A 12,196-nucleotide genomic window follows, 5' to 3' on the forward strand; every position below is an offset into this window, starting at 1 on the left:
CCCAGACCCCGCGCCTCAAACGCCGGCGAGGCTGGGGTGGGCCACCGCGCCTCAAACGCTGGCGGGGCTGGGGTGGGCGACGTACTGAGTGGGCGGCACAGCCGGCGGCACAGGAGCCCGATTCGTGCCCCGGAAGCCCAAGTCCCGGGCGTCGCCGGGTAGCCGCCAAGCCGGGCGGCGGATCGGAAGTCGCCGGGAGGGGGCGTCAGCCAGGGGCACAACAGCCCGAGCTCCCGCCCCCGGAGCCAGGGGCACCGCAGTCAGAACCCCGCCCCCGGAGCCAGCGGCAGCCGGCGGCGGGTGCGGCAACCCCCGTCACCCGTAAGCGGTACCGGGCCCCGCGCCGCGGCTTCGGATGCGGCATGGTGGGGGGATGCAGTTGCGCCGGGCCGTGCCCCTGTCCCTCGTCGTGCTTCTCGCGGGCACCGGATGCGCCTCGGTCGGCGACGCCTCACCGGACCCCGGCCCCCCGCGGCCCGCCCCCGCGCCCGCCACGGCACCCGCCTCGGCGCCCGCCGAAGATCCCGTCCTGCCGCTCGGCAGGGTCGCCGGTCCCTCGGGTCCGGCGATCGTGGAGCCGGACCCCGCCCCGACCCCGCGGCACTCCCCCGGCGAACGCGCCATGCAACCGTCGGCCCCCCGGCGGACCACCCCCCGCAAGCCCGCCCCCGCCCACCCGCGCCGGTACGTCGCCCCCGCACCCGCGCGCCTGCCCGGCCAGGCGGAGATGGACGAGCTGTGCGCGGCGGCCGAGGGCTCCGTCCCGCCCAGCGTCCTGGACCTGTGCGTGGGCCGGTACGGCGGCTGACCCGCCGGGCACGCACACTCTTCGCGCGACAATGACTTGACCCTCCCCCTGTGTGAGGCCCTGCACTGGAAGGCGTCATGTTCACCATCGGAGACTTCGCCAAACACGGCCGGGTGTCGGTCCGCATGCTGCGTCACTACGACGCCATCGGACTGCTGCGCCCCGCCCGTGTCGACCCCGTCAGCGGCTACCGCCACTACGAGGCCGCTCAGCTCGCCCGGCTCAACCGGATCATCGCGCTCAAGGAACTCGGATTCAGCCTCCTGCAGGTGGGGGCGGTCCTCGACGAGCGGGTGGGCCCGGAGGAGCTGCGCGGGATGCTGCGGCTGCGCCGGGCGGAACTGGAGAGCGCCATGGCCGCCGCGGCGGCCCGGCTGGGCCGGGTCGAGACGAGGCTCCGGACCATCGAGAGCGAGGGAACCATGTCGACCGACGACATCGTCGTCAAGAGCCTGCCGCCCGTGCGGCTGGCCGAGTTGACCGGGATCGCGGCGAGTTACGCGCCGCAGGACATCGGGCCCGTCATCGGTCCGCTGTACGACGAGCTGTGCGTCCGGCTCGAGGCCGCGCGGGTGACTCCCGCCGGGCCCGGGATCGCGTACTACGAGGACGCGCCGGAGCCGGACGGCGGGGCGATCCTGGTGCACGCGGGCCTGCCGGTGGCGGCTTCGGTCCGCGCCGAGGACCTGGCCGCGGCGGCGGGCGGCGGGTCGGGCGCCCAGGTGCGGATCGTCGTGCTCCCGGCGGTGGAGCGCGCGGCCACCGTGGTGCACCGGGGCGCGATGGACGACGTACTGCCCACCTCGCAGGCCCTGGCCCGCTGGATCGACGCCGAGGGCCTGCGGTCGGCCGGGTACGCGCGCGAGCTGGCGCTCGCGTGCCCGCCCGACCGGGCGGAGTGGGTCACCGAGCTGCAGGAACCGATCGCCGGGGACCCCTCCGACGCGTCGCCCGGGCGGCCGTAGGCTGCGGGGATGCGGCGCGTTCTGGTGGTCGGGATCAGCGGGGCCGGCAAGTCGACCCTGGCGGCGGCGCTGAGCCGGCGGCTCGGTCTGCCGCACCACGAGATGGACGCGCTGCACTTCACCGGACCGGGGTGGGCCGTGAACGAGAGCTTCGTGCGGGACACGGCCCGCCTCGCCGCGCAGGACCGGTGGATCTTCGACTCGCTCGGCTACCCCGCCGTCCGGGACCTGCTGTGGGAGCGGGCCGACACCGTCGTCTGGCTGGACCATCCGCGCCGCGTGATCATGTGGCGGGTGCTGCGGCGCTCGCTGCGCAGGACCGTGCACCGCGAACGGATCTTCGGCGGGAACGTCGAGCGCTGGCGCGACTGGCTGCGTGCCGACCATCCCGCCTGGTGGGCCTGGTCGCAGTACTCCGCCCGGCGCGCCGAGATCGCCCGCCGCGCGGCCGACCCCCGCTTCGCCCCGCTGCGGGTGGTCCGCCTGCGCGGCCGGACCGAGGCGACGGCCTGGCTGCGTGACCAGGACGGCACCGGACACGGCCCCGTCCGGCGGTGACCCCCTGGGCGCAGGCTCCTCCTGGTCTCAGGCTCCTCCCCCCTGATCATCCTTCGCGGGGGGCCGGTTCCGTCCGCGAGCGCCACGGCTTGTGCGTCCGCGGCACGGCGTGCAGACGGCGCAGGGCGGTACGGGCGTGGTGGCCGCGGCGGCGCCACTCGGCGCGCGGGATCCCGGCGCGCTGACCGCCGCCGGTGATCAGGGCGTTCACCGGGGCGTGCGGGTCGGCGGCCATCCCCTTGGCCACCAGTACGCCGACGACCAGGGGGAGCAGGGCCACGGCGAGGGCGGCCCCGGCGGTGGTGACGTTCCGCAGGCTCGGGTGGCGGGGGCGGGTGGCGGCGTCGGATGTCATGCCCCCATTCGACCAGCGACGGCCGCGCGGGGAATCGGGCGGCGTACTCAGCTCGTTGGGGGTGTGGTACTCAGACGGCGCGAGCCGGGAGGGGCGGCACGGCATGGTCCATGGGCATGAGCATGAGGGTGCGGTGAGCGGCGGCGGGTTCGAGCCCGCGACGGGTGACGGGCCACCGCCCGCGGGCGGACCGGCGCAGGTGCGGGCCCGGGCGGCGGAGGTCCGTACGGCGTACGAGGGCCTGCTCGCCATGCGCCGGATCCTGGGCGGCGGCTCCGCGGCCGCCGAGGGTCCGCAGGCGCTCCCCGCGCCCTGGGAGCGGCAGCGGATGCCGCGCGCGGTGGCGCTCGTACTGGAGGCGGCGGGCTTCCCGGCGTCGGCGCTGGACGGGGCGGGCGGGCGCGCGGCCACCGGCTACCGGGTGCGGGCCGGGGAGGGTCCGGAGCGGGTCGAGGTGACCTGGGTGGGTCCGCCGGGCGGCGGGGCCGCCGGGGAGGAAGAGGAGCGCCTGACGGCGTGCGCCGAGGTGCTCGGGCGCCACGGCTGGGAGTGCCTGCTCTACCGGGGGCCGCGCCGCCGACGTTTCCTGGAGGTGGAGCCCCGGCGGTAGTGCCGTGTCCGGAAAGGTGTGCCGGGGCGCGGTGTCCGGTGCGGTGCATCTCAAGGCGGAGGGCCACGGCTCGTACTGGACGTACTCGCGTGGTCCGACAACGCGGAGAGGTGCCGTGCCGGGCGCCGCGAGCCGGTGAACCTTTCCGGCCACGGCACCGGGCGGCCGCCGCCGGTAAATCCGGTGTCGTGCGCGGCGGCCGTGGGGCACGCTCGTCGGATGAGCATGATGGAGGCCCTCGCGGCCAGGGTCGACGGCGGCGAGACGGTGGAGTTCCGGCCGCGGGGGTCCTCGATGGTCCCGCTCGTCCACGACGGGCAGCCGGTGGTGGTCGCGCCGGTGGACGCGGCCCGGATCGAGGTCGGTGACATCGTCCTCGCCCGGGTCGGGGGCGCCGTGTTCCTGCACCTGGTCACGGCGGTGGACGCGCCGCGCGGGCGGGTGCGGATCGGCAACAACCGCGGCCACGACAACGGGTGGACGGGCCGCGAGCGGGTCTACGGCATCTGCCTGGCGGTGGGTGGCGCACCGCGTCCCGGCGCCGCGGACCGGATCCGCCCGGTCCCCGGGCCGCCCGGCGGACTGCCGGCACCGCCCCGCACGCTGCCCGGTGCGATCCCGGCCCCGCGGCTGGACCTGGTGCCGCTGGACGTCACGCACGCCGAGGAGATGGTCCGGGTCCTGGCGGACCCCGCGCTGCACCGGTTCATCGGCGGCGCTCCGGCGGACCTGGACGCGCTGCGCGCCCGCTACGCCCGGCAGAGCGCGGGCTCCCCCGACCCGGCGGTCCTGTGGGGCAACTGGGTGCTGCGGCTGCGTGCCGGAGGGAGGCTGGTGGGGACCGTACAGGCCACCGTCGAGGACGGCACCGCGGAGGTGGCCTGGGTGATCGGCACGGCCTGGCAGGGCCGCGGCTTCGCGCGGGAGGCGGCGCGCGCCCTGGTGACCCGGCTGACGGAGCCCGCCCCCGCCGGGCCCACGCCACCCGGGGCGCCGGCGGACCGGGCGCCCGCACACTCCGTGACCACGGACACCGCGATCGCCGGCACCCCGGTCGCGCACACCGTGATCGCACACATCCATCCCGACCATCACGCCTCGGCCGCCGTGGCCGCCGCCTGCGGACTCGCGCCCACGTCCGGGATCCGGGACGGCGAGGTCCGCTGGCGGCTGGACGGCCCGGGCCGGGGCGCGGCTCAGCGCACGTCCGGGTAGCGCGGCAGCCGCAGGGCGTTGGCGACCACGATCGGGCGGACGCCGGGCACGAAGACCTTCTCCCACCGCGAAGGGGCGCGGGCCGCAACGGCCCGCGCCCCCTCTCACGCCCTCGGTGTCACTGCGGCCCGAAGGTCAGGGACAGCAACGGGGTCCCCTCGTTCGCCGCCGCCTCCGAGGACCACAGCCACGCCGGGTCGGCGCCGCCGTTGGTCAGCGCCAGGCTGTAGGAGCCGTTCAGGGCCGCCGCGACGGTGGCCCGGTCCAAGGCGGTCGTGGCGACGCCCGAGCCGTCCGGGATCCCGGGGAAGCCGCCGAGCGCGGGGGCGCCGAGGGCCGGGCGGTTGTTGTACGTCGTGCCCGTCTCCGTCCACGCTCCGGTGACCGGGACCACGGACACGGTGTCCGTCGTACCGGCGCCGCTCATCGTGCTCGTCTTCACGCTGAGCGTGGCCGACTTCAAGACCGTACCGGCGGGCGCCGCGGGCAGGTTGAAGCGCAGGTAGGTCTGGTAGAGCGCGCTGCCGCCCACCGCCAGCGAACCGGAGGTGCCGAAGTTACTGCCGGGCGCGCCCGCGTTGGCGTACGTGTCCTCGGCGGCCTGGACCTGGACCACCGAGTCGGCCGGGGCCGTGGCGAGCGCGAAGTGGTTCTGCACCTGCGCGGGGGTGAGCACCGTCGGGTAGACGGCGGTCTCGTCGAGCTGGCCCGCCCAGTAGTCGCTCGCGGGCCGCTCCGGCCAGCCGTTGAGGTTGTCGCCGCCCGCGTGCCAGTAGCCGGCGAAGTTCTCGTTGGTGGTGACGTTCAGGGTGCCCTGCTGAGCGCCGTCCACGTACAGGACCATGCCGCCCGCGCCCTGCGTCGCGACGACGTGGTGCCACTGGTTGTCGTTGTAGCGGGCGGACCCGCCGGTGGTGATGGTGCGGGTGGCGCCGGTGTAGACGCCGTAGACCAGGCGCCCGTCATTGGTCATGTAGAGGTGCTTGTCGTACTGACCGCTGTTGTTCGACTGGTTGCTGCCGAACCCGAAGAGCTTGCCGCCGCGCGTGGTGTTCGTCTTGAACCAGGTCTCCAGCGTGTACGTGTTCCCGACCGTCGAGCGGCGGTCGCCGTACACCTGGGTGTTCGTGCCGTTGAAGCCGATCGCCGTGCTCGCGCCGGTCACCGCGCCGGGGCTCTGGCGCAGCGCCGGGGCGTTGAGGTGGACGCCGGCGGAATTGCCGCCGTCCGAGGAGTCCGCGACGAAGGGCAGGGCGCTCTCGTCGTAGCGCCAGTACTGCGTGGCGCCGTCCGTACGCACCTGGTTGGGGTAGGCGTCGACGGTGGCCGGGACGGTCACGGAGGCCGTCGCGGAGAGGGCGCTGGTGTTGCCCGCGCCGTCGGTCGCGGTCACCCGGTAGCCGTACGTCTGGCCCGCCGTGACGGTGGTGTCGGTCCAGGACGCCTGCGGGCGCCGGAAGAACAGCGAGTCGGCGGCGACCGTGGCGATCGGGGTGGCCGAGCCGTTGCGGTAGATCTTGTAGGTGAGCGCGCTGTCGTCGAGGTCGAGGCTGGTGCGCCAGCGGACCTGCGCCTGACCCGGCTTGTAGCTCACCGCGCTCGCGACCGGGACGGTCGGTGCTCCGGTGTCGCCGGTGGAGGAGAAGCGGGTCAGGCTCTGCTGCGCCGAGCCGTTGACGGTGGTGAACTCGCCGCCGACCCAGAGGTACTGGACCCCGGCCTTGGAGCCGACGGTCATCACGCGCGGGCCGATGCCCTCGCCGATGCCGTCGTTGGTGTCGGGGGCCCAGCCCAACTTGGCAGTGCCCGAGGTGGGTTCGGCAAGCAGGTGGTGGCGCTGCCCGTCGGGGTACTCGCCGACGCTGGAGCAGTCGTGCGCGTGCGAGGCGCTGTAGAGCACGTTCTGGTAGGGCAGCACGGCCTGGGTGGCGCCGAGGCAGGTGTCGCGCCACCGCTGGTTGAAGTCGCTGAGGTTGAGCGCGATCCGGCCGTCGAACACCCCGCCGCCGGTGCCCTCGTTGCCGGTGTAGAAACCGGTGGCGTCGGCCGCGATGTCCTTGACGACCGAGTTGGTCTCGATGAAGCCGGGGTAGGCCTTGGTGAGCGAGCCGCTGTCCGCGTCGACGACGGCGAGGGCGTGGGTGTCCGTCCCGTTGACGGTGAAGAAGTCGCCGCCGATCAGTACGTTCCGCCCGTCCGGCGTCAGTTCGACCGCGCGGCCCGGTTCGTCCGCGTCGGCCGTGAAGGGCTTGAGCGTGCCGTCGGCCGTGGTGACGGCGGCGAACCGGCGCCGCGGCTGGCCCTGGACGGTCAGGAAGTCGCCGCCCGCGTAGACGGTGTCGTCGGTGACCGCGAGCGCGCGGACCGTGGCCGCGAAGGACGGGTGGAACGAGGCCTTCGGGGCGCAGGTCGCCACGTCGATCGCGGCGAGGCTGGAGACCGGTGTGCCGTTGACGGCGCCGAAGTACCCGCCCGCGTACAGGGTCCGCTTGTCCGGCGACAGGACCAGCGTACGGACGGTGGCGGTGCCGCCGCCGACGGTGAAGGAGAGCGTGCAGGCGGTCGGAGCGCCGGTCGCCGCGTCGAGCGCGACGAAGTTGACCGCGGACTGCTCGGTTCCGGCGCCGCCTTCGGGCGGGCGGACGGCCGAGAAGGTACCCCCGGCGAAGACGGTGCCGTTCGCCTCCGCGAGCGCCCAGACGACGCCGTTGGGCTGCCAGGTCGACAGGGCGTCGGCCGTGAAGGCCACGGGCGGCGTGAGCGCCGCCGCCTGTGGTACGAGGCCGAGACCGATGGCGACGCCGCCACCGGACAGGGCCAGGGCGAGAGCGCTCGCCAGGCCTTTGGATCTGCGCATGAACCCCCCAGTTCAAGGTGCGAGGTGATGGAGGTGCGGGATGGGGCGGGTGCGCGCATGGCTGGAAACAGCCGATCCGCAGCCATGCGTACGGCGCACCTTAGGGCGAATTCGCCATCCGTTCATCACACTTGACCTATCGGATTCCGAACGTGGTGCCCGCCCCCTTCGCACCGCCCCCCTCGTACGGTCCTCAGCCGCCCGCCGTGACACGGCACAGCAGCGCCGCCGCGGAGGGGCGGGACCCGGCCCGGGTGGTGAAGGCGATGCCCGCCGCGTACTCGGTCGGCAGGCACTGGCCCTTGTACCCCCCGTAGGCGAACTCGCCGCCCGGCGCGCCCGGAGGACGGTTGTCCCCCCGGTCGAACCAGACCGTGCGGCCCGCTCCCGCGAGGGCGCCCCGGCCGGGGACGCACAGGGCCGCGGAGAGCCGGTCGCCGCGCACGCTGTACCCGGTCAGGAACTGGCCGGCCGGGCACTGGAGCTTCGTGTAGCCGCTCGCCCAGTCGCCGCCCGCGGGCACGTACCGCTCGTCGCGCACCACGCTCTGGGCGCCGGTCGCGGCCCGCAGATCCGAGCCGGCGCACAGGCCCCGGCCGCCGGTGTGGCTCAGTCCGGCCAGCTGTGAGCCGTCGGGACAGACCGCCTTGCGGGCCCCGGCGTCCCAGTCCCCGGCGGTCCGGGTGACCAGGGAGGCGACCTGGTCGCGGTGGTCGGTGGTGAGCATGGACCAGCGGGTGACCGGGGCGACCGGCCCGGTCCGCCCGGCGGAGGCGGCGAGCCCGCTCCAGACCGGCGTACGCCAGTCCCCCGCGTCCAGGACCCCCGAGCGGCGGCCCCGCGCGTCGTAGCGGAGCAGGGCCCAGCTGTCGCCGCCCGGGACGCCCTGGGCGGTGGTGCTCCAGCCGACCAGCGGCCAGTACGCGAAGTCCAGGTCGGAGGCGGCGAGGGAGGAGGCCAGGCGGCCGAACCAGGTGCGCGGCGCGGCGCCGTTCTCGTCGCCGCCGATGCCGAACTCGCTGACCCAGACCGGGGCGGTGAAGTGGTTGCCCGCCTCGGCGGAGACGTAGAAGGCCTGGTCGTACAGGGCCTGTTGGAGTTCGGCGGCGCTCATGTCCTGATAGCGCGGGTCATGGGTCTCGCCGAGGCCGGTCGCGCCGCTGTGGTGCGGGCCGGTGTACCCGTAGAAGTGGGCGGAGTAGACCAGCTTGTCGGGGACCACGAGCGTGTGCGAGAGCGTCCGCACGGGGCTGAGGGTGGGGCGCCCGTGCGGCAGCCCGTCCAGCGGGACGCCGGTCCAGTTGATGCCCTCGATGACGATGAGCAGGTCGGGGTTGGCCTCCGCGAGGATCCGGTCGCCGGCCTCCTCGGCCGCCGCGTACCAGTCGTGCCCGTCCCCCAGGCCCCAGTTGGGATCGTCGAGGGTGTCGCGGCGGACCTCGTTGTAGAGGTCGGCGCCGACCACCCGCGGATTGTCCCGGTAGTGGCGGGCGAGGAACACCCAGTCGTCGGCCCACTGCTGGGTGGAACGGCCGCTGTTCCAGCGTTCGTTGCCGTCCAGACCGCAGCACCAGCGGGTGGTGTTGGTGTGGTTGTTGAGGATGACCGCGAACCCGTCCGCAGTGAGGGCCGCGACGACCGCGTCGTACACCTGGAAGGGGGTCTTCCCGCGCAGCGCCGGATTGGCGGCGACGGCGGCGTCCGGGACAGGGGCGGTGGTGCGGAGCATCTCGCCGGAGAAGGGCAGCCGGATGCTGTTGAGGCCGAGCGCGTGGAAGTCGGCGAGCAGGGCGGGCAGCGGGGTCCGGTCCAGGCCCAGCGGGATCCCGTGGGAGTCCTGGCCGGCGTGGTGGGTGGCGGGGTCGCCCTGGTCCCCGGAGCCGTTCCAGGAGCCCTGGGCGCCGTCCCAGTTGCCGGAGCGCAGCCGGAAGCGCTCGCCCTTCGCGTCCACGATGAAGCGGCCGCGGGTGGACAGGGGCGGGGTCCAGGCGGCCGCGGCGGCGCCCGGCACCGCGTCCCGTGCCGTCCCGGCCGTCCCGGCCGCGGCCGCCCACGCGGGACCGGCCGGTACGACGGCCGCGGCCAGCAGCGCGGCACAGAGCAGCGGCGCGCACCGCAGGAGGGCGTGGCGGGCCACGCGGAGGGGGCTCTGCATCAGGCACCTGCCGGTCCGGTCGTCTGTCCGATGTGAAGGAACGCGGTCAAGTTACCGGCCGGTCGCGCACAGTGGAAGTGCCGGAGAGGTGCCGGAGGGGACGCCGCTGAAAGGCTGGGAAACGGGCGGGAGAGCCGCGGGCCGGAGCGCGATCGGGCCCCCACCCTGGCGAAAGCGCCACGCCGTGGGCCCGGCCCCTCTACGGTGCCTTGCAGGGGGCTCGGCTCGGTCGGCGGAAGGCGGGGGCGGATGGACAGGGAAGAAGACATGCGGCTGGCGAGGATCACCCCGGAGATCTCGCGCCGCACCATCACGCTGCTACGGGAGCTGGCGGGCCTGGAGCCGCCGGAGCGGGTGCCGGAGGACGCGATGGTGCTGGCCGACGCGATCCTCGCCGAGCACGGCACGGACGGGCTCCGGGTCCTGGTCATGACCCTGTCGGCGTGGGCGACCGCCCAGATAGAGAACGTCGCCGAGCTGAGCCAGCGCAGTTACGAGGCGGTGCTCGACGCGATGGAACTGGCCTGTCTGGAGGCCAACGGCGACGAATGACGGACGGATGACGGGCCTGTGACCGCCGAATGTCGCCGGTGGCCGCCGAGGGGCACCCCTTTTGGCGCCGGTCGGCGACACTGGGTGGAGCGGGGGGTCCCGATCGGAGGCCGTCGTGAGCAACCCTTCCCCCATCCGGCTCGCTGCCGCCCTGTCCACCGAACACCGTGGACGGCTGATGAGCCACGCCCGCGAGGTGAATTTCCACGAGGGCGCGCGCATCTTCGACGAGGGCAACCGGGCCGAAGCCTTCTGGATCGTGCGTTCCGGCACCGTCACCCTGGAGGTCCCGGTCCCCGGCCGCCGTCCCACCCCGGTGGAGAGCCTCGGCCCCGGTGAGCTGGTCGGCTGGTCATGGTTGTTCCCGCCGTACGTCTGGCAGCTCGGCGCCGAGGCGATGACGCCGGTCCGCGCGTACGAGTTCGACGGGACGACCGTCCGGATGCTGATGGACGCCGACCCCGCCTTCGGCTCCGCCGTGGGCCACTGGGTGGGCCGGGTGCTGGCCCACCGCCTGCAACAGACCCGCACCCGGCTGCTCGACCTCTATGCCCCGCATTGAGCGTTCTGCGCCCCGCACCGAGCGCTGGTCTTCGGCCTTTTCGTATACGGGTTCTATACCGCTCCCCCCACAGGTCACAGGACCCGGCGTCGCAACAATGGGCGATCAGCCGGTCGCTTTGGGTGACGTGAAATGGGGGTGCGGGTAAGCGGTCATGCCCTGGGTGGGCAACACTCGTGTCCGTTATCCGAAGCAACCACCCAAGGGAGTGTTCGAAATGCGGTCCATCGCAAGGGGTATGGGTCTCGCTTCCGCCGCCATGGCGCTCACCGCGCTCGCGGCGCTGGCCGGTACGGGGGCGGCCGACGCCGCACCTTCCGGAACCGAGAGCCTCTACGCGCCGTCCGCGCTGGTACTCGGGGTCACGGCGGGCGACAACGCCCGTGAAGGAACGGTCCTGCGCGCCGTGACGCTCGTCTGCGCACCCCGCCCGAGCGGCACGCACCCGAACCCGGCCGCGGCGTGTAGTGAGTTACTGGCGGCCGCCGGACAGGCGGACACGATCACGGCGGGCGGGGCCGGGGCCATGTGCAGCAAGGAATGGGACCCGGTGACGGTGACGGCCGACGGGGTCTGGCAGGGCAAGCGGTTCTCCTACGACCACACCTTCGGCAACCGCTGCGCCCTGCGCAACGGCAGCGGGGCCCTGTTCGCCTTCTGAGCGTCAGCCCAGCTCGAGGCTGGTCACCCCGTAGAGAGCGGGGAGATCGGCCTCGGGAGCGGGTCCCGTGTACATCCGGGCGGCCTCGAAGGTGGGGACCAGGCCGAGTCCGGACATCAGGGCGAGGGCGGCGGGGTTGGCGTCGGGTACGTCCACGGCGACCGGCCCCGCTCCCCCGCCCGGAGCCGCGGGCACCGTCGCCGCCAGCCGCCCGATCAGGGCGGCGGCGACGGCCGGGCCGGCGGCGTACAGCGGACCGATCCGGGCGGCCGCGCTGCACGGCCGGATCACGCCGAGGCCCTCGATCCGCCCGTCGCGGACGGCGGCCAGGGCGGTGCGGCCGGGCAGCCCGGTCCAGGCGGCGAGGAAGGAGTCGCGCGGTTCCGGGAAGAACCGCCGGTCGTAGGCGGCCAGTTCGGCGAAGGGCAGGGAGCGGGCGTCGATCACCTCGATGCCGGACCCGCCGCTCTCGACGGCGGCGCTCAGCCCGTCCACGGCGGGCACGCCCTCGTGGCGGACGTTGTTCCAGGCGGAACGGAAACCGGACTTGCGGTAGTTGTCCTGCTGGGCGACGACCCCGTCGAGGCCGACGAGGCGCCCGTCGAGCCGGTGCATGGCGGCGTTCCAGAGCTGGATCCCGTACCCCCGCCCGCGCACGGCGGGGCGGGCGATGTAGAACCCGATGAAACCGAAGCCCGAGCCGTAGCGGACCGCGGAGACACAGGCCACGGGCTCCCCCTCGAGCCGCCCCATCAGGAAACCGCGCGGATCGGCCACGGCGAACGCCAGCCGGTCGGAGTCGCCCGGGTTCCATCCCTCGTCGTCGGCCCAGGCCCGGAACAGTTCCATGTCGGCGGCGCTCGCGCCGCCGATCTCGAATGCCGTCATGTCCGGTGTT

Annotated in this window: 12 protein-coding genes; 8 read left to right on the forward strand and 4 right to left on the reverse strand. The window is 74.4% G+C overall.

Going from position 1 to position 12,196, the window contains the following annotated elements; genetic code table 11:
• Positions 1–373: 373 nt before the first annotated feature.
• From ABT084_RS27235 to ABT084_RS27245, 3 genes are all read left to right on the forward strand, one after another.
• Positions 374–808: a hypothetical protein gene (locus tag ABT084_RS27235; protein ID WP_351049073.1), complete on the forward strand. Its 435-nt coding sequence runs from the start codon at positions 374–376 to the stop codon at positions 806–808.
• Positions 809–885: 77 nt separating this feature from the next.
• Positions 886–1,773, forward strand: coding sequence for a MerR family transcriptional regulator (locus ABT084_RS27240; RefSeq protein ID WP_351049076.1), 888 nt, complete (start codon positions 886–888; stop codon positions 1,771–1,773).
• A gap of 9 nt (positions 1,774–1,782) precedes the next feature.
• Positions 1,783–2,331: an AAA family ATPase gene (locus ABT084_RS27245; RefSeq protein ID WP_351049079.1), complete on the forward strand. Its 549-nt coding sequence runs from the start codon at positions 1,783–1,785 to the stop codon at positions 2,329–2,331.
• A gap of 46 nt (positions 2,332–2,377) precedes the next feature.
• Here the strand turns inward: ABT084_RS27245 and ABT084_RS27250 are convergent, their stop codons facing one another.
• Positions 2,378–2,686: a hypothetical protein gene (locus ABT084_RS27250; protein WP_351049082.1), complete on the reverse strand. Its 309-nt coding sequence runs from the start codon at positions 2,684–2,686 to the stop codon at positions 2,378–2,380.
• 103 nt (positions 2,687–2,789) lie between these two features.
• Between ABT084_RS27250 and ABT084_RS27255 the strand changes: the two genes are divergently transcribed.
• Positions 2,790–3,296 (forward strand): hypothetical protein, encoded by a 507-nt coding sequence (locus tag ABT084_RS27255; RefSeq protein WP_351049085.1) that lies wholly within the window; start codon positions 2,790–2,792, stop codon positions 3,294–3,296.
• A gap of 603 nt (positions 3,297–3,899) precedes the next feature.
• Positions 3,900–4,511 (forward strand): GNAT family N-acetyltransferase, encoded by a 612-nt coding sequence (locus ABT084_RS27260; RefSeq protein WP_502969212.1) that lies wholly within the window; start codon positions 3,900–3,902, stop codon positions 4,509–4,511.
• 118 nt (positions 4,512–4,629) lie between these two features.
• Here ABT084_RS27260 and ABT084_RS27265 read toward each other — a convergent pair whose 3' ends face one another.
• Together ABT084_RS27265 and ABT084_RS27270 are read right to left on the reverse strand one after the other, a co-directional pair.
• Positions 4,630–7,368, reverse strand: a complete 2,739-nt coding sequence (locus tag ABT084_RS27265) for a DNRLRE domain-containing protein (RefSeq protein ID WP_351049088.1) — start codon at positions 7,366–7,368, stop codon at positions 4,630–4,632.
• Between the two features lie 193 nt (positions 7,369–7,561).
• The gene (locus tag ABT084_RS27270; RefSeq protein WP_351049091.1) at positions 7,562–9,523 is read right to left on the reverse strand and encodes a glycoside hydrolase family 5 protein; all 1,962 of its coding nucleotides are present in this window, start codon (positions 9,521–9,523) and stop codon (positions 7,562–7,564) included.
• Positions 9,524–9,772: 249 nt separating this feature from the next.
• Between ABT084_RS27270 and ABT084_RS27275 the strand changes: the two genes are divergently transcribed.
• The 3 genes from ABT084_RS27275 to ABT084_RS27285 all read left to right on the forward strand — a co-directional run bounded on the left by ABT084_RS27275 (position 9,773) and on the right by ABT084_RS27285 (position 11,298).
• The gene (locus ABT084_RS27275; RefSeq protein ID WP_351049094.1) at positions 9,773–10,075 is read left to right on the forward strand and encodes a hypothetical protein; all 303 of its coding nucleotides are present in this window, start codon (positions 9,773–9,775) and stop codon (positions 10,073–10,075) included.
• 115 nt (positions 10,076–10,190) lie between these two features.
• Positions 10,191–10,637 carry a Crp/Fnr family transcriptional regulator gene (locus ABT084_RS27280; protein WP_351049096.1) on the forward strand — a complete coding sequence of 149 codons (447 nt, stop codon included), beginning with the start codon at positions 10,191–10,193 and terminating at the stop codon, positions 10,635–10,637.
• Between the two features lie 238 nt (positions 10,638–10,875).
• Complete coding sequence (locus tag ABT084_RS27285) at positions 10,876–11,298, forward strand: subtilase-type protease inhibitor (protein WP_351049099.1); 423 nt, start codon at positions 10,876–10,878, stop codon at positions 11,296–11,298.
• Between the two features lie 3 nt (positions 11,299–11,301).
• On the opposite strand, the gene ABT084_RS27290 is transcribed toward ABT084_RS27285, so the two are convergent.
• Positions 11,302–12,186 (reverse strand): GNAT family N-acetyltransferase, encoded by an 885-nt coding sequence (locus tag ABT084_RS27290; protein ID WP_351049102.1) that lies wholly within the window; start codon positions 12,184–12,186, stop codon positions 11,302–11,304.
• Between the last annotated feature and the right edge of the window lie 10 nt (positions 12,187–12,196).

Source organism: Streptomyces sp. NPDC002138, from assembly GCF_040296485.1.
Lineage (GTDB): Bacteria > Actinomycetota > Actinomycetes > Streptomycetales > Streptomycetaceae > Streptomyces.